This window comes from Bacillus proteolyticus (genome assembly GCF_001884065.1).
Classification (GTDB): Bacteria; Bacillota; Bacilli; order Bacillales; family Bacillaceae_G; genus Bacillus_A; species Bacillus_A proteolyticus.
The window spans coordinates 97,546-123,312 of the sequence record NZ_MACH01000093.1 but is presented as its reverse complement, the minus strand read 5'-3'; the positions used below and the strand labels follow the sequence as shown (position 1 = coordinate 123,312).

General features: G+C 34.0%; 24 protein-coding genes and 2 pseudogenes. 18 read left to right on the top strand and 8 right to left on the bottom strand.

The annotated features are described in order from the left end of the window. Nucleotides 1-245: 245 nt before the first annotated feature. The 6 genes from BAQ49_RS17390 to colA all read left to right on the top strand — a co-directional run bounded on the left by BAQ49_RS17390 (nt 246) and on the right by colA (nt 9,533). Nucleotides 246-1,871, top strand: a complete 1,626-nt coding sequence (locus BAQ49_RS17390; RefSeq protein ID WP_071746390.1) for an amidohydrolase — start codon at nt 246-248, stop codon at nt 1,869-1,871. 217 nt (nt 1,872-2,088) lie between these two features. Beyond that, complete coding sequence (locus BAQ49_RS17385; RefSeq protein WP_071746389.1) at nt 2,089-2,289, top strand: DUF3311 domain-containing protein; 201 nt, start codon at nt 2,089-2,091, stop codon at nt 2,287-2,289. Continuing rightward, nucleotides 2,286-3,764, top strand: a complete 1,479-nt coding sequence (locus BAQ49_RS17380) for a sodium:solute symporter family protein (protein ID WP_071746388.1) — start codon at nt 2,286-2,288, stop codon at nt 3,762-3,764. Before BAQ49_RS17385 ends, BAQ49_RS17380 begins: the two co-directional genes overlap by 4 nt. Before the next feature lie 240 nt (nt 3,765-4,004). Next, nucleotides 4,005-5,759 (top strand): adenine deaminase C-terminal domain-containing protein, encoded by a 1,755-nt coding sequence (locus tag BAQ49_RS17375; protein ID WP_071746387.1) that lies wholly within the window; start codon nt 4,005-4,007, stop codon nt 5,757-5,759. A 111-nt stretch (nt 5,760-5,870) separates the two neighbouring features. Beyond that, complete coding sequence (locus BAQ49_RS17370) at nt 5,871-6,398, top strand: hypothetical protein (protein ID WP_071746386.1); 528 nt, start codon at nt 5,871-5,873, stop codon at nt 6,396-6,398. A gap of 489 nt (nt 6,399-6,887) precedes the next feature. Further along, nucleotides 6,888-9,533 carry a collagenase ColA gene (gene colA / locus BAQ49_RS17365; protein WP_071746385.1) on the top strand — a complete coding sequence of 882 codons (2,646 nt, stop codon included), beginning with the start codon at nt 6,888-6,890 and terminating at the stop codon, nt 9,531-9,533. 218 nt (nt 9,534-9,751) lie between these two features. Here the strand turns inward: colA and BAQ49_RS17360 are convergent, their stop codons facing one another. Beyond that, a complete protein-coding gene (locus BAQ49_RS17360) occupies nt 9,752-11,131 on the bottom strand; it encodes a catalase (protein ID WP_071746384.1) in 1,380 nt (459 codons plus the stop codon). 300 nt (nt 11,132-11,431) lie between these two features. Between BAQ49_RS17360 and BAQ49_RS17355 the strand changes: the two genes are divergently transcribed. After that, entirely contained in the window at nt 11,432-12,646 is a 1,215-nt protein-coding gene (locus tag BAQ49_RS17355) for an aspartate aminotransferase family protein (protein ID WP_071746383.1), read from the top strand. Nucleotides 12,647-12,948: 302 nt separating this feature from the next. Continuing rightward, on the top strand, nt 12,949-14,400 hold the full coding sequence (locus BAQ49_RS17350) for an MFS transporter (RefSeq protein WP_071746382.1): 1,452 nt from the start codon (nt 12,949-12,951) through the stop codon (nt 14,398-14,400). Between the two features lie 84 nt (nt 14,401-14,484). On the opposite strand, the gene BAQ49_RS17345 is transcribed toward BAQ49_RS17350, so the two are convergent. The 3 genes from BAQ49_RS17345 to BAQ49_RS17335 are packed head-to-tail and all read right to left on the bottom strand — an operon-like array spanning nt 14,485 to nt 17,658. Then, on the bottom strand, nt 14,485-15,594 hold the full coding sequence (locus tag BAQ49_RS17345; protein ID WP_071746381.1) for a DUF4018 domain-containing protein: 1,110 nt from the start codon (nt 15,592-15,594) through the stop codon (nt 14,485-14,487). Next, nucleotides 15,569-16,732, bottom strand: coding sequence for a DUF58 domain-containing protein (locus BAQ49_RS17340; RefSeq protein WP_071746380.1), 1,164 nt, complete (start codon nt 16,730-16,732; stop codon nt 15,569-15,571). Before BAQ49_RS17340 ends, BAQ49_RS17345 begins: the two co-directional genes overlap by 26 nt. Beyond that, nucleotides 16,729-17,658, bottom strand: coding sequence for an AAA family ATPase (locus BAQ49_RS17335; RefSeq protein WP_071746379.1), 930 nt, complete (start codon nt 17,656-17,658; stop codon nt 16,729-16,731). Before BAQ49_RS17335 ends, BAQ49_RS17340 begins: the two co-directional genes overlap by 4 nt. 206 nt (nt 17,659-17,864) lie before the next feature. Between BAQ49_RS17335 and BAQ49_RS17330 the strand changes: the two genes are divergently transcribed. Both BAQ49_RS17330 and BAQ49_RS17325 read left to right on the top strand, forming a co-directional pair. Continuing rightward, nucleotides 17,865-18,182 carry a PadR family transcriptional regulator gene (locus BAQ49_RS17330; RefSeq protein WP_071746378.1) on the top strand — a complete coding sequence of 106 codons (318 nt, stop codon included), beginning with the start codon at nt 17,865-17,867 and terminating at the stop codon, nt 18,180-18,182. A 7-nt stretch (nt 18,183-18,189) separates the two neighbouring features. Further along, nucleotides 18,190-18,726 (top strand): DUF2812 domain-containing protein, encoded by a 537-nt coding sequence (locus BAQ49_RS17325; RefSeq protein ID WP_071746377.1) that lies wholly within the window; start codon nt 18,190-18,192, stop codon nt 18,724-18,726. Between the two features lie 108 nt (nt 18,727-18,834). Here the strand turns inward: BAQ49_RS17325 and BAQ49_RS17320 are convergent, their stop codons facing one another. Continuing rightward, a complete protein-coding gene (locus BAQ49_RS17320) occupies nt 18,835-19,131 on the bottom strand; it encodes a hypothetical protein (protein WP_071746376.1) in 297 nt (98 codons plus the stop codon). Between the two features lie 190 nt (nt 19,132-19,321). Between BAQ49_RS17320 and BAQ49_RS17315 the strand changes: the two are divergent. Further along, nucleotides 19,322-20,429: pseudogene (locus BAQ49_RS17315) on the top strand (lactonase family protein). A gap of 168 nt (nt 20,430-20,597) precedes the next feature. Here BAQ49_RS17315 and BAQ49_RS17310 read toward each other — a convergent pair. Next, nucleotides 20,598-20,846: a hypothetical protein gene (locus tag BAQ49_RS17310; RefSeq protein ID WP_000433610.1), complete on the bottom strand. Its 249-nt coding sequence runs from the start codon at nt 20,844-20,846 to the stop codon at nt 20,598-20,600. Nucleotides 20,847-21,128: 282 nt separating this feature from the next. Between BAQ49_RS17310 and BAQ49_RS17305 the strand changes: the two genes are divergently transcribed. From BAQ49_RS17305 to BAQ49_RS17285, 6 genes and pseudogenes are all read left to right on the top strand, one after another. Next, nucleotides 21,129-21,512, top strand: coding sequence for a VOC family protein (locus BAQ49_RS17305; RefSeq protein ID WP_071746375.1), 384 nt, complete (start codon nt 21,129-21,131; stop codon nt 21,510-21,512). A 15-nt stretch (nt 21,513-21,527) separates the two neighbouring features. Then, nucleotides 21,528-22,070 carry a GNAT family N-acetyltransferase gene (locus BAQ49_RS17300; protein WP_071746374.1) on the top strand — a complete coding sequence of 181 codons (543 nt, stop codon included), beginning with the start codon at nt 21,528-21,530 and terminating at the stop codon, nt 22,068-22,070. Then, the gene (locus BAQ49_RS17295; protein WP_071746373.1) at nt 22,070-22,657 is read left to right on the top strand and encodes a kinase; all 588 of its coding nucleotides are present in this window, start codon (nt 22,070-22,072) and stop codon (nt 22,655-22,657) included. Before BAQ49_RS17300 ends, BAQ49_RS17295 begins: the two co-directional genes overlap by 1 nt. 35 nt (nt 22,658-22,692) lie before the next feature. Then, a complete protein-coding gene (locus tag BAQ49_RS17290) occupies nt 22,693-23,277 on the top strand; it encodes an HAD-IA family hydrolase (protein WP_071746372.1) in 585 nt (194 codons plus the stop codon). An 11-nt stretch (nt 23,278-23,288) separates the two neighbouring features. Further along, nucleotides 23,289-23,497, top strand: a pseudogene (locus tag BAQ49_RS31555) (DUF3887 domain-containing protein); the annotation flags it as partial. A gap of 107 nt (nt 23,498-23,604) precedes the next feature. Then, nucleotides 23,605-23,916: a hypothetical protein gene (locus BAQ49_RS17285; protein ID WP_071746371.1), complete on the top strand. Its 312-nt coding sequence runs from the start codon at nt 23,605-23,607 to the stop codon at nt 23,914-23,916. A gap of 40 nt (nt 23,917-23,956) precedes the next feature. Here BAQ49_RS17285 and BAQ49_RS17280 read toward each other — a convergent pair whose 3' ends face one another. Beyond that, nucleotides 23,957-24,172 carry a helix-turn-helix domain-containing protein gene (locus BAQ49_RS17280; RefSeq protein WP_000974613.1) on the bottom strand — a complete coding sequence of 72 codons (216 nt, stop codon included), beginning with the start codon at nt 24,170-24,172 and terminating at the stop codon, nt 23,957-23,959. Nucleotides 24,173-24,182: 10 nt separating this feature from the next. Continuing rightward, the gene (locus BAQ49_RS17275) at nt 24,183-24,665 is read right to left on the bottom strand and encodes a DUF2975 domain-containing protein (RefSeq protein WP_071746370.1); all 483 of its coding nucleotides are present in this window, start codon (nt 24,663-24,665) and stop codon (nt 24,183-24,185) included. A 238-nt stretch (nt 24,666-24,903) separates the two neighbouring features. Here BAQ49_RS17275 and BAQ49_RS17270 point away from each other — a divergent pair, with 238 nt between their 5' ends. Then, nucleotides 24,904-25,692, top strand: coding sequence for a DeoR/GlpR family DNA-binding transcription regulator (locus BAQ49_RS17270; protein WP_071746369.1), 789 nt, complete (start codon nt 24,904-24,906; stop codon nt 25,690-25,692). Nucleotides 25,693-25,767: the final 75 nt, after the last annotated feature.

Below are 25,767 nucleotides of genomic sequence, written 5' to 3'. Positions count from 1 at the left end.
GGCATGATTTTTGCAATATAAAAGTGTACAGTATGGAATGATTAAAGTTTCACTTTATAAAGGGAGGTATGCAATGGGTTTTTTCTTTTATTGGAATATTAGGGGCACCACTTTTACTAACAAAGAAAAACGCCTTATCCTAGGGATGTCGTTTAATGAAAGTGTTTTAATTGCGCTTGTGATAATGAATAGGATGATAGATAACAATTACTAAATTGTACTTATATAAAAAGGATGGTGTATGTATGAATGCAAATCTAGTATTTATCAATGGTGAGGTTATTACATCAGACAGACAAAACTCAATAGTGGAATCTGTAGCAATAAAGGATAATCGAATAATTGGGGTCGGGTCAAATTTAGAAATGAATAAATTCATTGGGGAGAAGACTGAAGTCATTGACTTAGCAGGTAAATCTCTTCTTCCTGGATTTATTGATGCACACACACACTTGGTTTTATATGGGGTTTTTCAGTTGAATATCAGTTGTAAAGAAAGTCACATCGACTCTGTTGCAGATGTGCTGAATGAGCTTAAGAAAAAAGCGTTGGAAACTCCAGAAGATGAGTGGATAAGAGCTTGGGGATTTAATGAAACTACCATAAAGGAGAAAAGGTATCCAACGATTGCAGAGTTAGATGCCATTTCAACGAAGCATCCAATCATCATTTCTCGTACGTGCGGACACATCTGTATCGTAAACACAGCAGCACTAAAGAAGGCTGGAATTGACGAAAATACACCGAATCCTCAAGGTGGAGTAATTGAAAAGAATGAGAAGGGAGAAATTACAGGGAAATTATTTGAGGCTGCAAATATGAAGATGAATGATGTAGCAAGCTATACAGATGATGAACTTATGAAAGCTGTTAAAATTGCGTCGGATCATTTCATTTCAGGGGGCATTACGAGTATTCATGAAGCGGCTACTTTTGATTCGAATTGCTATCGTTTGTTACAAACAGCTATAAAAACGAAAGACATCGGTGTTCGCGTATACGCAATAATTGGTACCATAAATGAATCTGATAAATTTGTAAATAAAATGATGAATGCAGGGATAGTAACCGGTACAGGGGATGAGAAATTTAGGGTTGGTCCGGCTAAAATATTTTTAGATGGAAGTAGCTCTGGTCCAACAATTGCAACTCGAGAACCATACTCCAGCGATGCTAACAATTTCGGGATTCTTTATTATAGTGAAGAAGAAATATATAAAGTTCTAGGTGAAGCACATAAAAAAGGCTATCAAATTACAGTACATGCTCAAGGTGATAAAGCTATTGAAATGTATTTAAATTGCGTAGAAAGAGCGTTAAAAGAAGCACCAAGGAAAAATCATCGTCATCGAATCGAGCATGCAGGAGTTTCAACACCAGATTTACAAGAAAGAATGAAACAACTGGAAGTCATCCCTATTCCAAATCCACCATTTCCATATGAATATGGCGAGATATATGCTCACAATTATGGTGAACGTGTGAATTATATGTACGCTGCTCGTGACTATATAGATAAAGGTATTATTGCAGCAGGTAGTTCAGATGCACCGGTTACGGATTATAATCCTTTATTAGGAATTCATACTGCAGTTAATAGAAAAAGTCAATTTGGAGCCGAAATTGGTACGAATCAATCTGTTAGTGTACTAGAAGCGATTAAACTTTACACATGGAATGGCGCTTATGCAAGTTTTGAAGAGGATATAAAAGGCAGCCTAGAGGTAGGAAAATTAGCCGATTTAGTTATTTTAAGTGAAAGTATTTTAAAAGCTGAACCAGACCGTATTAAGGATTTGAAAGTGGAAACAACGATTATTGATGGAGAAATTGTCTATCAAAAAGAGAATGATTTAATGATGAAAAATTAGATTTAGGCAAAAAAGGGGGGCAATTATATTACTTGAAAAAATGAAATCCCCCCTCTTATTAGATTGGAGAGAGTATCGGGCTATGAATAAAAGTAGCCAGATCCTTTTTTTGGAATGTCAGAAAATTAGAAAATATTTACGTGTTAACAAATCCTTTTATGATAGCGGTCCTTAATCCATAAAAATTCAAACGATGAAATGGGAGGTTGAGCATATTTTGAAATATATTAAACTCTTACTCTTAATTCCTTTTATAGGGTGTGTTGGATTTTTACCATTTGCAAATAGAATTGAGCCTTACGTATTAGGAATGCCTTTTCTTTTATTTTGGATTGTATTTTGGATGATACTTTCCTCAATTATTTTAACCATTATTTATAAGCTTGACCCTGATAATAAAGGGAGTGAGACAGAATGAATATATCATTATTTATTATTTTTATTTTCTTAATCCTATCTCTTTATTTAGGGATAGCAGCAAGAAGAGGAAAAAAGATGAACTTGCAGCAATTTTCAGTTGGTGGCAGAGGTTTTGGAACCTTGTTCATATTCCTATTAATAGCTGGAGAGGTTTATACGACTTTTACTTTTCTAGGTGGAAGTGGTTGGGCGTATTCCAAAGGTGCTGCTGCATATTATGTGCCCACGTACATATTTCTAGCATATGTAATATCTTATTGGATTGCACCTAAAATTTGGAGATACGGTAAAGAACATGGTATTATTTCACAACCTGACTACTTTGCATCTAAATACGATAGTCGTGCAATGGGGGTTATAGTAGCTATTGTGGGAGGTTTAGCCCTTATACCATATATTTGTATACAAATGAAAGGGTTAGGAATCATTGTTTCAGAGGCTTCTTTTGGAGCTATTTCACCAATAGTTGCAAGTATTATAGGCGCAATAGTTATTACAACCTATGTAATAATTTCTGGTATTCATGGCTCAGCTTGGACAGCTGTGATTAAAGATATTATGATTTTGGGAGTAGTTGTTTTTTTAGGCCTATACATCCCTATCCACTATTTTGGTGGAATTGAGCAAATGTTTAAGTCTGTTGAGGCTGTTAAACCTGAAGTGTTAACGTTAGCTGATCAGGGACTAAGTGTACCATGGTTTATCTCTACTATCCTTTTAAATGCAATATCTTTTTATTTATTACCGACTTCTTTCACTGTGGTTTTCTCAGCAAATGGTGAAAAAGCACTTCGTAAAAATGCGATCACCCTACCTTTATACACTATATTATTATTGTTTGTTTTCTTTATTGGTTTTTCAGCTATTGTAAAAATTCCTGGTTTACAAGGAGCTGATGGAGACCTTTCTCTTTTAAGGTTATCTATTCAAACATTTGATCCTTGGGTCATTGGAATAGTTGGAGCAGCTGGTTTACTAACGGCGTTAGTACCAGCATCCGTTATGTTAATGTCTGCATCTGTTGGTTTAACAAAAGGAATTTACAATGTGATTTTTCCAAAAGCTACCGAAAAACAACAATTAGTAGCCTCAAAACTGTTCATCATTATCCTTTCTTTGACTGCTTTACTCTTCACAGTATTTGGCGGGACAGCACTGGCGCTGTTAAATATCATGTCATACAGTCTTATCGCACAATTAGCACCTGCATTATTCCTTAGTTTTTCCAAAAAAAATTACATTAATAAATACGGTGCAATGACTGGAATTATTACAGGAGTGCTCATTGAATTGTATGCTACGATTTTCAATATAAAAATCGCTACCTTTTTCCCAACAGTCCCACATACTATTAACGACATTAGTACAGGAGCGATAGCATTATTAATAAATATCGTAATAACTTTTATTGTAAGCTTAGCTTCAAAAAACTTACCGATTCAAAAGGGGGCTACCACATCAACACCAAGCTAAAATAATCGTATATCTATTAGCTTAGTAAAAAACAAAAAGGATGTCGTTACATGACATCCTTTTTGTATTGGAGCAAAGAGGTATGTTCTTAGTTCTGAAAATTGTTATTTTTACAACTGTTACATATAATAAAGGTTATAGGGATGTATACAGGGGAGTTATGGATGGAAAATACTTTAGTTGATTAACTATTTCTTGTTTTAACCAATATAAAAGTTAATAGATTTGGAGTTGAGTACATTGGGACAAAATCATTTTAATTGGAGTAATAAACAATTACGAGAACATGTTGAAGTATTAGATGGCAAGAGAAGTCCGCACATTATATTAAAGAACGCAACGTATTTAAATTCATATTTGCGTGATTGGACAGTGGCAAATATTTGGGTATATGATGACCGCATTGTATATGTAGGAGAAAAACTGCCAGAGCAATTTACTCATTGTGAAGTTATTGATTGTGATGGAAAGTATGTAGTTCCTAGTTACATAGAACCGCATGCACATCCATATCAATTATACAATCCAGAGACGTTAGCGAATCATGCGATGCAATTTGGGACAACAACTTTTATTAATGATAATTTAACTCTATTTTTCACATTACAGCGTGAAGAATCATTCCGTTTATTAGATGAATTTAAAAAGATTCCAGCAAGTATGTATTGGTGGTGCCGTTTTGATGGACAGACTGAATTGCAAAACGGGGAATCTTTATTTAATAGTGAAGAAATAATAGAGTGGCTACAGCAGGAAGCAGTTCTTCAAGGCGGTGAGTTAACAGCATGGCCAAAACTATTACATGGCGATGAGGAAATGTTAAATTGGGTACAGGAAACAAAACGATTACGGAAGAAAGTAGAAGGTCATTTTCCAGGAGCGTCTGAAACGACTTTAGCAAAGTTAAAGTTATTAGGTACGGATTGCGATCATGAAGCGATGACAGGGCAAGAGGCGTTAACTCGGCTCATGCAAGGTTATACTGTTTCTCTAAGAAACTCTTCTATTCGGCCGGATTTAGAAGTTTTACTGAAAGAACTATTAGAATTAGGTGTGAAACAATTTGATAGATTCATTTTCACAACAGACGGTTCACATCCGTCATTTTATGAAAATGGAATGACGAATAGACTGATAGAAATAGCGATTGAGCAAGGGATTCCGGTAATAGATTCTTACCACATGGCAAGCTATAACATTGCTCGTTATTATAATATGGAGCATTTACATGGTTCCATTGCGACAGGGAGAATCGCCAATATTAATATTTTGGAAAGTAAAGAAAATCCGGCACCAATTAGTGTAATGGCAAAGGGAAAATGGGTGAAGCGTGACGGAGTAAAAAAAAATAATTCATTACATATAGACTGGAGTGAATTTAAAGTAACTCCATTATCATTAGACTGGTCTATAGAAAAAGAGGATATGATTTTTTCTACTAAAACGGGTATACGCTTATTGAATAACGTAATAACAAAACCATACAATAGCGAAATAAATTTAGATTGTGATGAACTTTCTATTGATCATGATGAATGTTTCCTTATGATGATTGCTCGTGACGGTACTTGGCGAGTAAATACAGTTGTGAAAGGTTTTGTAAATGAATTAGGAGGTCTTGCTAGTTCTTATTCTGGTACAGGTGACATCATTCTCATTGGAAAGAGAAAAGAAGATATGCTTACAGCTTTTCATAGAGTAAAAGAGCTAGGCGGGGGGATCGTAATAGCTGAAAAGAATGAAGTGTTACACGAAATTGTTTTACCGTTGCTAGGGATTATGTCTAATGTAAATATGAGTGATTTAATAAAGGAAGAGAAAAAGATGGTGAAATTACTGCAAGAGCGAGGCTATGCTTATAACGATCCGGCATTTACTATTTTATTCTTTTCTGCGACGCACTTGCCTTTTATACGAATAACCCCTATAGGGTTATATGATGTGAAAAGTAGTAAAGTACTTGCTACGCCAGTGAATTTGATCAAGCAATATTAAAAGGAAAGATCCTATAAAAAATTTTTTATAGGATCTTTCTCATTCCTAGCATAAGAATATTCTAAGCCTCAAATAATATAGTATCTAAATGATTTGAGGTGATAGTTAAATATGAAAAAACTATTGTATGTATTAAGTGTATTTATTTTATGTGTATCTATCCAGCATGTGGTACATTCTCAAACAGATGCGCCAAGGTTATCTTCGGATTGTATGGAAGAAAGTAAATTGCGTGATGAAAAGTATGCGAAAAATATAATACAGGACATTAAATCCACATTTAATTTAAATATTGATGAAAACAGTTTTTGGGAAGTTAGTAAAAGAGACCTAGAGGCTGCGCATTTGATATATGGCGGAAAGGAAATTGATTCATATTATAATTCACTAACTAAAATTTATGATAGTGGTGGATTTAGAGGGCAGCCTAGCTTATTTGTGAGGGCGCAAGAAGCATTTTTACTTTATAAAGAAATAGACGATACTAATGTAATGAAACGCCTAAATCTAAACCTTGAAAAAGGGGAATGGATTGTTACCGAAACAAAAAAGAAGCAAGGCAAAATAGTGGAATACAAACCGTTACAATGTGAAAAGGATTATCTGAAAAAGAGAAATGAGTATCATAATATGAAATGAAATACTAATTAATGTTGTTTTTATCAGCTGAAAGGTTGCTATAGAAGAAGGTAAGTATACATATTAACCTTATGTATACTTACCTTCTTTTTTATTGAGGTTATTAACATTTTGGAGGGTGTATATTGCAAATTACTTGCTAGTAAATGTGCTTATAATTTTCAAAGGATCTTTTTATCGTAAAAAGAGAGAGGAGTATGTGTCAAAAGATTTATACATTGCTGAACCACTTATGTATATTTTATTCTACAGTACTATAAAGAAATGTTTACTATTCACAAAAAACATCATTGGCACAGTTTTTGCTTGTATTAAATTTAAGGAAGGGGAATTGTATGTAAGGAATCTGTATTCGTAATAGTATAAAATAAGCTACTATTGCATCATTGATCATACTTGTATTTATAGCGGAACTGTAAATACATACAAATAAGTATGTTCTAATATAAAAATTCAGAATTTTCTTTAAAATCATTAGGGGGCAATGGCATGGTTAAATATTCGAAAATTTCTAAGTTGATTCTTGGTGTTGGACTAGTGACAATATCATGTAATGGTTTGCAAATTCAAGCAGAGACAAAAGAGAAAAATGTGAAGAACGTGAAGAGCGTATTACAAATGGAGCCGGTAGGAATACAGAAATCCGTTGATGAGTTGGCGCACTCTTCAGCAGTACAAGAAAATGCATCTTTTACAAAACGGTTAAAGTTAGCGGATTTATCGCAGCGTCCACTAGCACCAACCGATAATGTTAAAACGTTGGCTGAAGAAAAAAAGTATTCGATGGCCGAACTAAATCAATTAAGTAACAAACAATTAACTGATCTTCTAGTGACGATTAAATGGTATCAAATCCCAGAATTATTCCAGTTTAATAGTGATAGTCTCAAATTCTATCAAGATGATAGCCGAATGCAAGCGATTATTAATAAACTAGCAGAACAAGGACAAGCTTATACGAAAGATGATTCAAAAGGGATTGAAACATTAGTAGAAGCTCTACGTGCAGCATTTTATTTAGGTTTTTACCATGATGAATTAAGCAAACTAAATGAGCGTAGCTACCATGATAAATGCTTACCGGCTTTAAAAACAATTGCAAAAAATCCGAGTTTCAAACTTGGTACATCAGAACAAAATAAAGTTATTTCATCATATGGAAAATTAATTGGAAATGCATCGGCTGATGTTGAAACGGTTTTATATGCAGGTGAAATTTTCAAACAATATAACGATAATCTTGCAACTTTCATTGAAGACCGAACGAAAGGAGACGCTATTTATGAGTTGATGAAGGGAATTGACTTTGATATTCAGACGGATATGTACACGACTGAAAAAGAGCCAAAAGATACGATGTGGTATCGAAATATTGATAACTTTATTAATGAAGTAAATCGTTTTGCACTAATTGGTACTGTAACAAATAAAAACGGATGGTTAATTAATAATGGAATTTACTATGCTGGTCGATTAGGCAAGCTTTATAGTACACCAACAAAAGGCCAGCAAGTTGTTACAGAAGCGATGAGGATTTATCCACATTTAGGGGAGCAATATTTTGTTGCAGCAGAACAAATTACTACAAATTACGGAGGAGTAGATGCGAACGGAAAAACAATAAGTTTAGATCAAATCCGAGAAGATGGAAAAAAGAAATATTTACCGAAAACGTATACATTTGATGATGGAGCGATTGTCTTTAAGGCTGGGGATAAAGTTAGCGAAGAGAAAATTAAACGTCTATACTGGGCGGCAAAAGAAGTACGCTCTCAATTTTATCGTACAGTTGGTAGCGATAAACCACTTGAAAGTGGACATGCTGATGATGTGCTAACGATGGTTATTTATAATAGTCCAGATGAGTATCAATTTAATCGTCAACTGTACGGATATGAAACGAATAATGGTGGAATTTACATTGAAGGGACAGGAACGTTCTTTACATATGAACGTACACCAGAGCAAAGTATTTATAGTTTGGAAGAATTGTTCCGCCATGAATTTACGCACTACTTACAGGGAAGGTACGAAGTTCAGGGATTATGGGGCCAAGGGGAAATGTATCAAGATGAACGTTTAACATGGTTTGAAGAAGGGAATGCAGAGTTCTTTGCAGGTGCAACGCGATTAGATAGTGTAGTACCGCGAAAAAGTATAATTGGTGGGTTATCTAATGATCCTGCAAAACGTTATACAGCATCACAAACATTAAATGCGAAATATGGAAAGTGGGATTTTTATAACTATTCGTTTGCATTGCAATCATATATGTATAATAACCGTCCTGAAATGTTCGATAAAGTGCATGATTTAATTCGTGCAAACGATGTTTCAAGTTACGACGCATATCGTTCTACATTAAGCAAAGATAATAAATTAAATGAAGACTATCAATCTTATATGCAAACGCTTATTGATAATCGCGATAAGTATACAATTCCACAAGTATCAGATGAGTACTTAGCGCAGCATGATTCAAAATCGCTTTTGGACGTTACTTCAGATATCACTAATGAAGCAAAGTTAAAAGATGTGAAAGTAACAAAGAATAAATCACAATTCTTTAATACATTTACACTACAGGGGACATATACAGGAAGTGCGGCAAAAGGAGAGATTGAGGATTGGAAAGTAATGAATCAAGCAACAAATGATATGTTGAAACGTCTTTCAGGAAAAGGGTGGACTGGATATAAAACATTGACTGCTTATTTTGTAAATTACCGTGTTAATAATGCTGGACAATTTGAATATGATGTTGTGTTTAGCGGAGTGAATACGGAAGAAGGTACGGCTGTAGAAAAAGAACCGAATAATTCATTTGATACAGCGAATCCACTATCTTTGAACATTTTATTAAGAGGGAACTTAAGCGATCAAGATCAGGTTGACCGATTTGTTATTGATGTAAAGGACCCAAAAGATTTACAAATTACTATTACGAACGAACAAAACATTGGATTGAACTGGGTACTATATTCTGAATCAGACTTAAATAATTATGTAACTTATGCAACAAAACGTGATGGAAACAAATTGCTTGGCAATTATAATGCGAAGCCAGGGAAATATTACTTAAGTGTATATAAATATGGTGGTGGAACAGGGAATTATACAGTGCAAGTAAAATAATTTACTATAGTTTGTTTTGAAAGGCTACTTATTGCATTTTTTAGTTAAGTAAAGTATGTAATGTTAAACATTAAACAACTTCAATACACCCCTGTTCTAATTATAGAACAGGGGTGTATTGGCTTTATATTTTTAAATTAAATAAACTAATTGGATTTTGACAAGAAAATAATTAATGTAGATTTGAATTCTCATTCGTAAAGCATGTTTTAATCTTCTTAATGCTCTTTCATTTTCGTCTCAATTCTTGTTTTCAAATCAGTTGATACTTGATCGAAATACCCCAAAACTATCTTCCTAATATCATTGGAAATGACTTTCAAATCATTAGCTAAATTTTCAGCAAGATGTTCTTTTTCAATGAGTGATAACTTTTCATAAAATTCACCAGCCTGCCCAAAGTCATCTTGCTTAGCTATAGAAGCTCTTTCAAGTTTCCCTTCGACGTTTCTTCCGTCACCGCTTGTTGCTTGATTAGCAGGTGTCCAATCTTGCTGCTGGTTAATCGCTAATTTACGAAATTCTGGTCCAATTCTTCGTCTTTGAGAATCGCTATAAATATTAGCACGGCCCTGTAGCATTTTATCATCAGATAATTCTGCTCCATCCAGTAAATTAGAAGGAGAGAAGGACACTTTTTCTACTTGTTCCATATAATTTTCAGGATTTTTATTTAATACCATTTTACCGACTGGTATAAGCGGGTACGCCTTTTCGTCCCATACTTTTGTATCATCTAAAGGATCATAAGAAAGATGTGCCTCATCTTTTGGATCCATGAGCTGGACATATAAACCATATTCCACTGGTTTACCATTTGCAATTGCATCATATAAATCTTTCCCGCTATAATCAGGATTTTCGGCAGCTAGTATATTTGCTTCTTTACTAGTAATGTATTGTACACCTTCAAATGGATACCAATGATACTTTACATACTTTCGATTACCTTCCGCATTTCTCCAAACGTATGTATTTACACTATGTCCTGGGATGTGGCGAAGACTTTTTACCGTACCAGTATCGGAGAATAAACGGACAACAAAATGAATGGATTCGGGTGCTCTAGCGACAAAGTTCCAAAAACTATTGGGGTCTATTAAATTATTTTTAGGTGAAGGTAAGAGTGCTTTAATAGTTTCAGGGAAACGCATCGGATCACGAACAGAAAAGACAGGAATGTGATTACATAAAAGGTCAAAAACGCCATCATTTGTATAAAATTTTGTAGCAAAACCGCGTACATTTCTAGAAGTATCAGGTGTTCCTTTCGTACTAACTGCAAATGAAAATCGTACCATAACAGGAACTTTCGCATTAGAATTTTGTAAAAAACTTAGTTTAGTATGTTCTGACATCGGATATATCGTTTGGAAATAGCCGAATGCACCGTAACCTTTTACATGAACAGGTCTTTCTAAAATTTTTTCATGAATAAATTCTTGTAACGCCTCGTGAAGCACACTATCTTGCTCTAGAACGGGTCCACGTGAACCAACTGTTTGAGAGTGAATTATAGATTTTTCATTACGTTCTCCATGTTCATTAAAGTCTTTCCCTAATAAAGATTGCCTCTGTTTATCATAGTTTTCATCCATCAATATAGCCTCCAAATTTTTTTGTCCATTGTTACTAAATATGATTTTTTAGCCTTGATTATGTATGACATGCAAAGTTCAAAATAGGAACAGACCGCTAGATGAAAAAAACGCGTATGCAGTGGACCTGTTGAAATAGAAGAAATTATGGAAAAATGAATATCGGGAAGAAAAATAACACGTTTTATTTAAGAGGTGGAAGAAAACCACTATTAAAATTTCAATCTTAAAAATTAATTTGTAAATGAATTTATAGATAATGAACATGAAAAACGGGAAAATAGTCAGGAGGAATTTATTATGTCGGATTGGTCTCAATTAGATAAAGAATATATGATGCCTACGTATTGTCGTACGAAGGTTGCAATAGAAAGAGGAGAAGGTTGTAAACTTTATGATGTGGATGGAAAAGAGTATTTAGATTTATTTTCTGGTGTAGGAGTAAATGTATTAGGATACAATCATCCTAAAATTGTGCAAACGACAATGGAGCAAGTTACGAAGTCATTGCATCTTCCATTTCATTTTTTAAATCCAGTTGCAATTGAGTATGCAAAGAAATTAGTTGATTACTCTTTAAAAAATGGTAAAGTCTTTTTTACAAACTCTGGTACAGAAGCGACAGAAACAACGTTAAAATTAATTGATAAATATAGAAATATTACGAATGAAGAACGTGATGGAGTTGTTGTACTAAAAAATAGTTTCCATGGGCGTACATTAGGGGCACTTCATTTTACGAGACAAGAAAATGTATATCAAAATTTCCCTAAAACATCTATTCCTGTATATGAAGTGGATCGTGAAAATATAGTGCAGCTAGAAGAAACAATTGTTAAAGAAAACCCAATTGCGATTATGTTAGAGCCTGTATTAGGAAGCGGAGGTATATATCCCTTATCGCGTGAATATTTACACGGTGTTCAATATTTATGTGAGAAATATAATGTACTGTTTATCGTTGATGAAGTTCAAAGTGGTATGGGTAGAACGGGAAAACTATTTGCTTATCAAAATTTCAATATTACACCGGACATTATTCAAATTGGTAAAGGAGCAGGAGGCGGGATACCGCTAGGTGGAATTATTGTAGGTGAAAAGTTATGTGATGTATTTGCACCAGGAGATCACGGCACAACATTTGCTCATTCATCAATGGGGACGGCTTTAGGGTTAACGGTATTAAATACATTGATTGACGATGGTTTAATGCAAGAAGCGTATGAAATGTCACTATATTTAAATGATAAATTGCAAGAAATTCAGAAAGAAAATTCTTATATTATTGGGGAAGTACGTCATGCTGGCATGATGTTTGGAATTAGTTTGAATGATACAAATGAAAACGTAAAGAAATTACAAGTAGAGCTAATGGAGAAAGGGATATTAGTTGATGTTACACAAGGGAATATCATCCGTTTACTCCCCCCGTATATAATTACAAAAGAAGAAATTGATACCTTTGTTAAGGAGTTTATCTCTTGTATGCATAGTTTAGCAGCTACAAGTGTTTAAAAACTTTAATGAAAAAGTACCTTGTTTTCTATTTAAATAGGAAGAAAATAAGGGTGAAAAAAATAAATTTATAAATTAAAATAAAAAGCTGAAAAAGGTACTCATATAGCGCCTTCTTCAGCTTTTTATTTTAATAAATTACTTAACCTAGGGAGCATCTCATTGGACAAATAATTAATTATGTGAAACAATAATAACAGATAAGGAGACGTTGATTTTCCTTAAGTGCTTCGAATTAATTTTATTCAATAAGAGAAGGTGTGCTTAAAGAAGTTAAATTAAATAAGGAGCTGTTTTATTATATGCAACAAAATAATGATTTAAATTTTGAACCTCAAGACGTTAATATTGTCAATCCTAAACAAGCCAGGAAAGCAGTAGTTGCTACTGGTATTGGGAATGCAATGGAGTGGTTTGACTTCGGATTATACGCGTATTTAGCGGTAATTTTAAGTCAATTATTCTTCTCAGGTGTTGATAATAGTGGATTGCAACTTGTACTTACATTCGGTACATTTGCAGCAGCCTTTCTCGTTCGACCAATCGGAGGTGTATTCTTTGGTAGAATAGGAGATAAGTACGGCCGAAAAATCGTGTTAAGTACTACTATTATTTTAATGGCACTTTCTACATTATTCATCGCATTACTACCAACCTATGAACAAATTGGTGTATGGGCACCAATACTACTTTTAGTTGCCCGAATGATTCAAGGCTTCTCTACAGGCGGCGAATATTCAGGAGCAATGGTTTATATCGCAGAATCTTCTCCAGATAAAAAGCGTGGTATACTCGGTAGTGGTCTTGAAATTGGAACACTCTCAGGTTACATTGCTGCTTCGGTAATTGTTACCATTTTGACGTTATTGTTAACAGATGAGCAAATGCTCAGCTGGGGATGGCGTATTCCTTTCTTAATTGCTGCACCAATTGGTTTGGTCGGTTTATATTTACGCCGTCATTTAGATGAATCTCCCATCTTTGAAGAGATGGAAAAAGCACAAGAGGAATCTGAAGACAATGAACAATTTTCATTTATGGATATTATGAAATATCACAAAAAAGACTTCTTATTAAGCACAGTAATTGTCGCCTTCTTTAATATTACGAATTATATGATTCTTTCGTATATTCCTTCTTATCTAACTCAAGTGCTTAAAGTCAAAGAAACAACTGGCTTATTAATTATTTCAATTACGATGGCACTTATGATTCCGCTAGCACTTTATTTCGGTAAATTAAGTGATAAAATTGGTAATAAACGCGTCGTGCAAATTGGTTTACTTGGTTTAACTGTATTTGCAATTCCGGCATTTTTACTAATAGGTAACGGACATATTGCAGCTATATTTGCAGGTATTTTCGTATTAGGTTTCTTCCTAAGTGTGTATGAAGGAACATTACCTTCATTATTACCATCACTCTTTTTCACCGATGTACGTTATCGAGCACTTTCGATCTCCTTTAATATTTCTGTATCGATATTCGGTGGAACAACACCGCTCGTATGTTCATACTTAGTTCACGCTACTGGTAACCCGCTCGCACCAGCATTTTATTTAACTGGTGTAAGTGTAATTGGATTAGTTGTATTTAGTGTACTGTTTGTTACAACATCAGGACGTGCACTAAAAGGATCTTATCCTACCGTAGAATCGAAGAAAGAAGCACATTTAATCGCTAAAGAAGACCCTGAAGAAACACTTTGGTGGCATGAAGAATCTTTAGCAATTGAAGCAGGAAAAAAAGCATAAATTGTGAAAAGCAACGTGGACTTTTACACAAAAAGACTCCTAGTTTAATAGGAGTCTTTTGTGTGTGCCATATCTTAAATGGATTCATTTTTTCTTCTTTTTCAAACCTTTCTGATACGCATAAAGCTTATTAATTTCTTCCTTAAATTCTTGCAGAAGTATAGTATCTTCACGATTTGAATAACGTACTGCATTATACGCATCTATAATTATATGCCTCTGAATGTTTAAACCTTCTTCATCATTAATTCTCTCTAGCCAAGCTTCAACTGTTTCTCCTCGTTCACGGTTTAAAGGAGGGGCTAACTTACTCTCAAGTTTGAAAATTTCTCTTCGAATTTCGTTATGTGGTGGTTTATTTCGCTTCATTCGTTTTTGACTAATTCCTTCTTTATCAGTAATGATTGTAGATTCAAAGACAGGCATATTTGGTAAACTTAAATGTTTTCGTTTTTTTACTATTTTCCAAACGACATAAATAGCGATGGCTGTACAGACTAATACTGTAATGCTATTAATAAGTATTGGGTCAAAGTCAGGAAGTTTTTTCCCATCTTCAATTCGTGGTTTTAAGAGATGTCCTTTATTTGCCCAAACATCTTCAGTGTCTTTTAATTCAGCTGCTTTAATTAATGGCATTAAAGCATAGCCGACTCCTAATGCGATAAATTCCGTCAAAAAACCAAACATAAGTCGAATAAAAGGAAAAACTTGAACAATTAATAGACTCATTACACCAATCGTAATGATAGAAGCAAAACGTAATAGTTGTTGTTTTCGATTTGCCCCGGTTAGCCAAAATGTAATCATAAGATGCAAGGCTAACATTAATAGTTTCCATAGAGGTGGAAAGGGTGCATAAAATATAGCTGAAACGACAAACCATACAATGCCACCTAGAGATTTTTGAACTAGATATCCAGGTCCGACCGCGTGCACGATAAAGAAAAATAGTGGTAACATGATTGTGCCAAAAAGAGAAAAAGGTAAAAATATAGAGAAAGCAACTATTTGAAGAACTAATAGTATTACAAATCCTGTCGTTTTTTTCTGCATTAATTTATGAATAAGAAATACCCCTACATAGCCTGTTGTTAAAAATATTGCAATACCAATGAGTTCATCTCTTTCTGTTAATAATGAAAGAAGGAGGAGTAGAATAAAGTCATTAACGTGATAGAGCCAAGTTTTCAAGCTTTTCCACCATCCCTTCATTATTAATGAGAAACGTAGGCTGAGATAGAAGAGGGAGATCATTCTTCTGCATACCAATGTATATCATTGTAGAGGATCGCTCTCTTTTTCTCGTGACATAATGAAGGAATCCTTGTTTCGGAAGTAACGTACTATCATCTGAAATACGTGCTAATTCCTCTAATGTCTTTGCGTAATGCGTTTGTCCATCGTTTAAAGGTAAGTGAAGGGGACCACCTTCTGCTAAAATGCTAATAAATAATTCGAATGGAATTTGATGTTTCGCTGCGAATTGACAAATGTATGTTGTAAATGAAATAAGGTCTTCTACATTCTCTTTCCAACCAAATCCACGATCAGCAGCTAAAGAAAGACAAATCGTCCAACTATAATTTTTTACAGGTTCATATTGCTTCGTTTGTAACGCCTGCATTTTAGCAGATGCTTTCCAATGAATAGAGCGGAAAGACTCACGTTCGTATCGTTTAACACCGATAATAGATGTTTCATCATTGTAAAAAGAAAAATTAGTTCGATACGAACCGGTTAATAGTTGCTGAAGTTCTTGTAAACCGGCTACTTCTTTAGGAGTAGGGTATACAATAATTTCAGTTTTTAACTTATCGAAAACAGGTAAATGTACAGATAATAAATGAAAAGGATCTTTCAAAACACATTCGAACTGTTCAATTTGAAACACACCACGCTTCGTAGCGGTTAATGTTAAATCCCATTTTTGTGCCGAATGAGCAGGTTGTGAAAATGGGAAAGAAAATAACGTTTTCGATATTTGTTCAATCCCTTGATCCTTATGCGGTATAAGAGATGAATTTAAATGAAAATAACAAACACCGTTTACGAGTGGTATGCTTGCCCCATTTTTTAAATGAATAAAAAACTGTCCAGATTCATCAGGAAATAGCCGCGTTGTTTGTTTCTCGTTTATTACTTGAAACTTTTTCTCTATGAAAGTGACGTATTTATAAATGAAAATAGCAAATAAATAATAAAAGAAAAAGAGAAACATAAGCATTCGTTGCGGGAAAAAGAATGTGAAAAGCAACGCGACTGGAACAGTTAATTGAATAATATGAAGTTGGAAAAATAAAGGTACAGTTACAACGCGCTGTCCATTCATGCGTGTTCAATCTCCACAGGTACGTCAACTTCTTTTAAAATCCTTTGCATAATTTCATTTTTTGTCGTACGTAACGCACCTTCCATTGACAAGACGATACGATGATTCCAAATGGAAGGAACTAAAAATTGTATATCTTCAGGTGTGCAATATTCTCTGCCGCGTAAAAAGGCTAATGCTTGAACTGCACGTACTAAAGCCAATGTGGCACGTGGACTTACACCGTTAGCGATGTAATCGTGATTTCTTGTAGCGTGAGCAAGTTTAATAATGTAGTGTTCTAGCGCCTCTGATACGAATATTTCTTTCACTTGTTTCTGTGCCACTAAAATGTCTTCTAAAGAAATAACAGATTGGACGCTTTCTAACGGTGTATTGTTGCGAAAACGTCGCATCATTTTTAATTCATCTTCAGGAGACGGATAACCAATTGAAATCGTCATTAAAAAGCGATCAAGCTGTGCATCTGGAAGAGGGAAAGTTCCTTGTGATTCAATTGGGTTTTGCGTCGCAATAACAAAAAACGGTTTTGGAAGAGGAGTAGACTGCTTTTCAAGCGTTACTTGCCGTTCTTCCATAGCTTCTAACAAACTAGATTGTGTTCTCGGCATCGCGCGATTAATTTCATCTGCAAGTAGTATATTTGTCATAACTGGTCCAAGTCTTAATTCGAATTCACTAGTTTTTGGATTGAAATATTCAATACCTGTTACATCACTCGGAAGTACATCAGGGGTAAATTGAACGCGAGAAAAATTACCACCAATGCTTTTAGAAATTGTTTTTGCAAGTAATGTTTTTCCGGTGCCAGGCACATCTTCCAGAAGCACATGCCCGTCAGCAAGCAATGAAACGAGTAATAGATCTATAACATTTTCTTTACCGACAAAAACAGATCCTATATTTTCTTTTAATTTATTAATCATATGTAACATTCCTTTCATAATAAAAGAGCTAGTATTTCTATATTTTAACAAATTATTCAGAAAATTGATATAATTTTTAAATTTGAAGAAACAGATATTTAATTATTAAATTACCCTTGCATATTTTGGAATATGATTATGCAATATCGATATACGATGTATCGTAAGTCGATATATCATAAGGCGATGTATCGGAGGTAGTTATAATGAATGGGAAAGCGCAAAAATATATTCCATTAACAGAGGCGACATATTACATACTGTTGTCATTAGTGAAGCCTATGCACGGATATGGAATTATGCAAATGGTAGAAGAGATGACAAATGGGGAAGTAAAGCTCGGTCCTGGTACTTTATATGGGAATACGACGAAGTTACTAAAAGAGAAATTAATTGTTGAAGTTGCCTCTACCGATAGGAAGAAGTGTTATGAGTTAACGCCGTTTGGGAGGGAAGTACTGGGACTGGAGTACAATAGATTACAGCGATCTGTAAGAAATGGAAATAGTATATTAGGGGAGTGAATGAAAGATGAAGACAAAAAAGGTATTCAAATTTTTCATGGCATGGAGTCTAGAAAAAGAAGAAGCTTTTTTACGGAAAATGCATCAAAAAGGCTGGGCGTTACAAAGGTATAATTTGATGTATACGTTTAAGAAAACAGAACCAAAAGATGTAATATATAAAGCGGATTTTAGATTGGTTTACAGGGATTCAAAAGAAAAACAACAAGAGTACTTTGAAATATATGAAATGTCTGGTTGGAAACGTGTCACAAGTTTTACAAGATGGAATTATTTTTGTAAGGAAGTAGAGGAGGGAATTGAGTTACCTGACATATATTCAGAGAAGGACACGAAGGTGCAAAAAATGAAGGAGTTATTACAATTTTTCGCATTGATTTCAATAACTATATTACCCTCAATGTATAGCGTATTTTTAAATTCAACAGAATCAAGAGTGCCAATTTGGGCGAAAGTTATGACAGGGCTTGTAGGTTGTATGTATGCTTATTTCTTTATGAGACTCTTATGGAAAATTAAGGAGTTGAAAAGCGAAATATTATAATAAAGATTGGATTTTAAAAGAAGATGATTGATTACCGGAATCATCATCTTTAATTTTTATGTAATTCTATTTTGTTCACTCTTTTTTACACAATAAAAAACTATATATTTAGGGCATAGAACTAACAGTTACAAAGATAATACCAGTGATAATACCTAAAAAAATCATAAATGATGAAGAAACGATTAATAATAATGAACTACTAATTAATACTATTTTATTAGAGTTTTGATGTTTAAAGTGGTAATAAAGTAAAAAGCCGCAAACAGTAGAAACAATCCATATAGCTAGACCGTAAGGAGTTGTTATCTTCTTCCAATCGAAAATCCAAAAGTAAAAGATGACTATGTGACAAGTGAATAGTAGAAATGTAGATGGAATCATTAACTTTTTATTTAAAATCATTTATTTCACCTCTCTTATGTAAATATTACCAAAAGAGTGTGGAGTTGAAAATATAATATGGAAGTGAATAAGGTTTTCACTTAAAGAAACTACGAGATGAAAAAGAGATATTTCTAAATCAATTTCCATTTGCATGGGAATTTAAATGGAAAAGAACCATATAAAATTATGAAGGGAGGAGAGTCATAAAATGCAGAGAATGAACAATTATTTTCGTGCTCGTGCGAGTATGGTATACATGATGACTAATAATGAAGTAATGAATCACATTGTTGCTTTTCATATGGATACGAATGGAATGCTCACTTTTATGGGTTCTTACCGAACTTACGGAAGAGGTACTGGTATAAAGGAAGTTTCTACAGAAACGGCAAACGATGGTATAGATCCACTAGCATCACAAGGTTCTCTCATTTTGTCCCGTGATGGTCGTTTTCTATTTGCAGTTAACGCAGGCAGTCATAGTATCAGTAGTTTTATCATAGCAGATAACGGGGTGCCAGTTTTCGTGGATGTAAAGCCATCAGGAGGTGCTCAGCCCAATAGCATTGGTGTGTATGATAATCTTCTCTACGTGTCCAATGTAGGTAATGCTGCAAACAATTTTGCATCAAATATTACTATTTCACATAGATGATAAAGGAAACCTTACACATATTCCAGAATCCACTCATGCTCTCAGTACCTTTAATGCTCAGCCCGCGCAAGTTCTCTTCACCCCGGATGGTAGTAAAATCGTTGTCTCCGAGCTTACATCAAACCATCTCAGTGTCTTCCATGTAAATAAAGATGGTACGGTTACAGGACCAATTGTTAATGATTCTTACGGTAAAGGCCCATTGGGTGCTTACTTTCTATCGTCCGGAATTCTCTTAGTTACAGAAGCAGTTTCAAATGCGTTGTCATCTTATTCCTTGAGCAATGACGGTACTCTTCAAGTAATCAGCGGCTCTGTACAAAACGGATATAAAACTGCTTGTTGGGTTATAACAACGAAGGATGAACGTTTTGCCTATACTACGAACACTTTAAGTGGCACCATATCCACCTACCAGATTGCCCCCAATGGAGTACTGTCAGTAGTAAGGCATATTACTAGTACACCGCCGGGGACAGCACCAGGTCTTCCGATGGATGTTGGAGTGAGTAAAGATGGACGACATTTTTACACCCTTAACGGAAATCAGGGGACAGTGTCAGCATTTAATATTCAAAGTGATGGTAGTCTAGTAAGGCTGCAGGTTGTTGCTTCATCCAATTTTCCTTACTTTGGGTCGCAAGGCTTAGCTGTTCTTTGATTCTATTGGGCCGCTATATTTGTGTGGAACAGAAATATATATGACGGTGTATGAATAGTAGACATGTAGATGAATTAGGAACCTTTGATTAAACAGCAATTGTCCACCTTACTTACGTAAAACGAAAAAATCCCCCTATAGAAAATTGATAGGGGGTAGGGAAAATGTTTAAGAAAAAGACTGATTTTGAGCCGGTTTAATAAATTGTTCTGGATTTTCAACAAGCCCGCATACAGCACATTGGACGCGGTAAGTAGGTCCTTGATAAGCCATATGAAAAGCGTTCATCGTTTCATTTGTGTATTCTTCTTCTACTTGACCAGTTTGTGGATTTAACTTGACTGGTTTTACTTGTTGCTCAAGAATATTAAAGCGAGTACGGTTCGTTTTACAGCTTGGACATAGCATTGGTTCCATATGTATACACCTCCATTTGTAGCATTTCTTAAGCGGTATGATTTTATGCAAGTAAAAAAACTTTCTCAATAAAATTAGGTGTTTAATGCATTTAAAATACAGAAAAAATAAAATATAATAAAAGTACGAACTGGTTATGTCCAAACCAAATCTCCTGTTTTATGCCAATAAGCTGGGGGCCGAGAAATCGGCCTCATTTTTTTGTGCTCGGCTCTATGAGGTACAAGGTTTTTAAAAACATTTGTCGAATTTTTAGAGGTGAAGGTAAAAGGGGGAATAATTATGAACTTAAAAATGAAATACATTATTTTATATGTAGAAAAGTTTGAACAATGTCTTCAGTTTTATAAAGAAATTTTAAAATTACCAATAAGAGTTGAACACGGTACATATATTGAATTTGAAACAGGAGCAACAATTTTAGCGATGAATACACGAGAGGATGTTAAGGAGTTAACGGGACTACCTCTTACAGAAGGTGTACTACAATCTTCTCATTTTGAGTTAGGGTTTGTTGTAGAGGATGTAAAGGAAACGATTGAGAATTTAAAAGGACAAGGGGTTAAAGTTCTAGTTGAGCCAATCGTAAAACCGTGGGGACAAACAATTGCTTACATTGCTGATCCAGACGGTAATTATATTGAAATTTGTAGTTCATTAGAATAGAAGGAGATAAAGAGGATGGGGTTTCCGAAATTAGAAACAGAACGTTTACTATTAAGAGAACTTACACTGTTAGATGCAGATACAATGTTCCATTATTTTTCAAAAGAATCCGTTATTCGTTATTTTGGGATGGATTCTTTCGAAAATATTGAACAAGCGAAAACGACTATTCAAACGTTTAGAAAGCGTAATGAAAAGGGAAGTGTATTTCGCTGGGGGATAGAGAAGAAAGGTAAGGATCAATTAATCGGTACGTGTGGATTTCATTTAATTAACAATCATCATAAACGAGCTGAAATTGGTTATGAGCTAGATGATACATATTGGGGACAAGGATACGCAACGGAAGCACTGCAAGCAATGCTAGCTTACGGATTTGAAAATTTGCACTTTATAAGAATTGCCGCTGTTGTATATATAGAAAATGAAGCTTCCCGTAATTTATTAAAAAAAGCAGGGTTTCAGGAAGAAGGATTACTTCGGAAATATATGATTCAAAATGATGTTGCTCATGACACAGTCGTTTATTCATTATTAAAAGAAGATTGGGAAAAGTAATGAGCACAAGTGAAATAATGAAAGTTATTAAGGAACATAAAGATGAGAGATTTATATTAGGTGTAGATGGTCTAAGTCGTTCAGGTAAAACAACTTTGGTTAAAGAGTTGGAAGAAGATATGAAGAAAAGTGGAATCCCGTTTCATATATTCCATATTGATGATCATATTACCGAGCGTAACAAGCGATATAATACTGGATTTGCAGAATGGTATGAGTACTACAACCTTCAGTGGGATATCGATTGGTTACTGCGAAACTTTTTTCAAAAGTTACAAAGCGATATTAAATTAGAAGTACCTTTCTATCATGATGAAACAGACACATGTGAAATGAAAGAAATACACCTTCCTTTAGTAGGTGTAATAATTGTTGAGGGTGTTTTTCTGCAGCGAAAAGAATGGAGAAATTTCTTTTATTATATGGTGTACTTAGATTGTTCAAGAGAAACAAGGTTTCTTCGCGAGAGTGAGGAAACGCAGAAAAACCTTCCAAAGTTTCAAAGTAGGTATTGGAAAGCTGAGGAGTATTATTTGGAAGAGGAATTGCCGAGGGAGAGGGCGGATTTCGTAATACGCAATATGTAACAATGTAAGTAAGTACAAAATAGAAGGTGGATAAAATGAATATATTATGGGATTTTGATGGGACGTTATTTAATACGTATCCTGCATATACAATGATGCTTTCTGAAATATTAGGTGATGCAGTAGATAAACGAGAAATATACAAAAACTTAAAAATATCATATTCCCACGCAATTCAATATTACAACATTTCAAATGAACAGGAAGAACAGATTAAAGTTTTGAAGAAACAGTTTACTCCAAAAGATATGAAACCATTTGAAGATGTCGAAGAGATTTTGAAATTTGCGCATAAAAACGTGATTATGACACATAAACATAGGGCAGGAGTTATGGAAATCTTAAAGTATTACGGATGGGACAAATACTTCATCGATATGGTTACAATTGACGATGGTTTCCCTCGAAAACCGAGCTCTTTAGCTTATGATCATTTACATAAAAAGCACAATATTGATCTAGCAATTGGAGATAGAGAGTTAGATCTATTGCCTGCGAAGGAATTAGGTATTACAACATGTATGTTTCAAGATAAATGTGATGTAGCGGACTATTCTTTATCGCATTACTCTGAGTTTTTTAAGGTAGTTATTGATAGAAATAGGGAGTTTTCTTTATAAATGGCTTGATTAAAGCTTCTACTTTTACAAGCGCAGCAAATGAAGCAAAGTATAAAGAAGTGCACATGATAAATTTGATAGCAAAATGAAAACGGGATTATCAGAAGAAAAAGCTGGTTTATATACTGTTGTTCTTGTAGCGAAATATAGTAAAGAACAACGGACCTTTATCATTACTTATAATGATAAAGAAGAAATAGCAGGTTTATATATTAAATAAAAAACAGATACAGCGGAAGTTTCCGCTGTATCTGTTTTTTGTATTAACCAAATTATGGTTATTAGCGCTGATATGAACTCATAGCTATATAAAAGGGGTGGGTAATTATGAAAACAGAAATAGTTCTCAAAAAGAAGTACAGCATAATAAGCTATGTATCTTTGCTCATCGGAATTATGTGTTTTTTATTCGTTTTTATAACTCCGACGAGGATAGCGAATGCAGGAAATATAGTTGGAGATTATATAACGATTGCTCTGACAGGTGTAGGTATTATACTTTCAATAATCACAATGACGAAAAAAACAGAGAAGAAGGGGATTGCTATTATTTCATTAATACTGTCCTCATCATTCTTTATATTTTGGATGATCGCGATTATTTTAGTTTTGACTGGTCAAGTTAGTTTTGCGCCGTAATACTGAATAAAAAGAGTCCTTCATTATAAGAAGGACTCTTTTATTCGGTATCTTCTGGTTGATATTCTAAAATATCCCCAGGTTGGCATTCTAATGCTTTACATATAGCATCTAAAGTTGAAATTCTAATTGCTTTTGCTTTTCCATTTTTTAATATAGAAAGGTTAGCCATTGTAATTCCAACTTTCTCTGAAAGTTCAGTTACACTCATTTTTCTTTTAGCTAACATTACATCAATATTAATTATTATTGCCATGTTATTCACCTCAGACCGTTAAATCATTTTCTGATTTTATATCTATCGCATCTTTTAACAGTCTTTGGAGAACGGCAGCAAAGACTGCGATAACCATTGAAGCAAAGATTAGAAGCATCCCAAGTATAATAATACCAGGTGCGTCATCTCTCTCAGCCACAAGATAGAAGAGTGGCATGCCTACTACATATAATATACTAATTGTTACTGCGCAGTGTTTTATCTTCTTTAAAGCTCTAACAGATAATTTCGAGAAGGCGTTCCCCTTGTCAATGAAGCTTACAAGTTTAAAAGCTTGATACAGAGCAAAATAAAAAGGTACAACTGTTGCATATAGATTAAGTAAAACAAGATATTTTATATATGCAATATCGGGGTACAATTCCGCTGCATAATTCCCTATGTTAGGAACTAAAAATATACATAAAGCAAGAATAGGAATACCGATAAGGATAATAGCTGTCTTTAAAAAGAGTGTTGATCCTTGTTTCATATAAAGCACCTCATTTATTAATTATCTATTAAATTTAACATGAAATTTATCGTTTAACAATAAATTTTTATTTATTTTAATATTGTTTTTATTGTTAAACTAATTTTGAAATTTCATGAAGATAATCGTTCCTTATTTCTGTAAATGATGTTATGTTAAAAGTAAAGATTAAGCCTTTTGTATATTAAGAGTTTTTAGAAAATCAATATTTTGCGTAATTTGACGAGGTGTTAATGAAATGAAATCGTACACACAATTTGAACGAAGAAAACACATACTAGATGAATTAGAAAAGTATAACCGAGTGATGGTAAATGATTTAGCAAAGGTATTAAATGTTACAACAGAAACGATACGAAGAGATTTAGATATGTTGCACAAGGAAGGGCAGCTTACGAAAATACATGGTGGTGCAATTAAGAAGAAAGATCAAACACTAGAATTTCATTTTGATAAACGTCGATCTGAAAATATTGAAGAAAAACGAAAAATTGCAATGGAAGCAAGTAAAATCGTAGAAGATAATGATATTATCGCAATTGAAATTGGGACAACCACAATGCAAATTTTAGATTACATATACGATAAAAAGAATTTGACAATTTTAACAAACTCGATACCAGCTGTAAATAAAATTATTGAGCTGAAAGACCAGTATGATTCCTTTGATTGTAGGTTAATAGTCATAGGGGGAATATTGAATACGAATTCCTTAGCATTGTCTGGAGAAATGACATTAAACTATCTGGATCATTTCACTGTTAATAAATTATTTGCTTCTTGTGATGGTATTTCATTAGAAAAAGAACTGACATGTTCGTATATTGAAGATGCACAAATATTTAAGCAGCTAAAGAATAATGCAAAACAAGTTGTAATGATGGCTGATGAATCAAAGTTTAATTTGACAAAGTTTTATAAAAGCGGAAGTTTTAGTGATATAGATGCGTTATATACGAATGCGAAGCTCGATGAATCGTGGCAAAATATGCTAACAAGTAATGGGGTTGAAGTAATAACGGTATAGAAAAACTAAAAGAAGACTATTTCTTATTAAGTTGAGAAATAGTCTTCTTTTCTTGTTTATATGTTGTTTTATTTT

Coding starts and splice junctions, on each gene's coding strand:
- BAQ49_RS17390 (WP_071746390.1), top strand. CDS start 246: ATGAATGCAAATCTAGTATTTATCAATGGTGAGGTTATTACATCAGAC.
- BAQ49_RS17380 (WP_071746388.1), top strand. CDS start 2,286: ATGAATATATCATTATTTATTATTTTTATTTTCTTAATCCTATCTCTT.
- BAQ49_RS17370 (WP_071746386.1), top strand. CDS start 5,871: ATGAAAAAACTATTGTATGTATTAAGTGTATTTATTTTATGTGTATCT.
- colA (WP_071746385.1), top strand. CDS start 6,888: ATGGTTAAATATTCGAAAATTTCTAAGTTGATTCTTGGTGTTGGACTA.
- BAQ49_RS17360 (WP_071746384.1), bottom strand. CDS start 11,131: ATGGATGAAAACTATGATAAACAGAGGCAATCTTTATTAGGGAAAGAC.
- BAQ49_RS17355 (WP_071746383.1), top strand. CDS start 11,432: ATGTCGGATTGGTCTCAATTAGATAAAGAATATATGATGCCTACGTAT.
- BAQ49_RS17350 (WP_071746382.1), top strand. CDS start 12,949: ATGCAACAAAATAATGATTTAAATTTTGAACCTCAAGACGTTAATATT.
- BAQ49_RS17340 (WP_071746380.1), bottom strand. CDS start 16,732: ATGAATGGACAGCGCGTTGTAACTGTACCTTTATTTTTCCAACTTCAT.
- BAQ49_RS17335 (WP_071746379.1), bottom strand. CDS start 17,658: ATGATTAATAAATTAAAAGAAAATATAGGATCTGTTTTTGTCGGTAAA.
- BAQ49_RS17330 (WP_071746378.1), top strand. CDS start 17,865: ATGAATGGGAAAGCGCAAAAATATATTCCATTAACAGAGGCGACATAT.
- BAQ49_RS17325 (WP_071746377.1), top strand. CDS start 18,190: ATGAAGACAAAAAAGGTATTCAAATTTTTCATGGCATGGAGTCTAGAA.
- BAQ49_RS17320 (WP_071746376.1), bottom strand. CDS start 19,131: ATGATTTTAAATAAAAAGTTAATGATTCCATCTACATTTCTACTATTC.
- BAQ49_RS17310 (WP_000433610.1), bottom strand. CDS start 20,846: ATGGAACCAATGCTATGTCCAAGCTGTAAAACGAACCGTACTCGCTTT.
- BAQ49_RS17305 (WP_071746375.1), top strand. CDS start 21,129: ATGAACTTAAAAATGAAATACATTATTTTATATGTAGAAAAGTTTGAA.
- BAQ49_RS17300 (WP_071746374.1), top strand. CDS start 21,528: ATGGGGTTTCCGAAATTAGAAACAGAACGTTTACTATTAAGAGAACTT.
- BAQ49_RS17295 (WP_071746373.1), top strand. CDS start 22,070: ATGAGCACAAGTGAAATAATGAAAGTTATTAAGGAACATAAAGATGAG.
- BAQ49_RS17290 (WP_071746372.1), top strand. CDS start 22,693: ATGAATATATTATGGGATTTTGATGGGACGTTATTTAATACGTATCCT.
- BAQ49_RS17285 (WP_071746371.1), top strand. CDS start 23,605: ATGAAAACAGAAATAGTTCTCAAAAAGAAGTACAGCATAATAAGCTAT.
- BAQ49_RS17280 (WP_000974613.1), bottom strand. CDS start 24,172: ATGGCAATAATAATTAATATTGATGTAATGTTAGCTAAAAGAAAAATG.
- BAQ49_RS17275 (WP_071746370.1), bottom strand. CDS start 24,665: ATGAAACAAGGATCAACACTCTTTTTAAAGACAGCTATTATCCTTATC.
- BAQ49_RS17270 (WP_071746369.1), top strand. CDS start 24,904: ATGAAATCGTACACACAATTTGAACGAAGAAAACACATACTAGATGAA.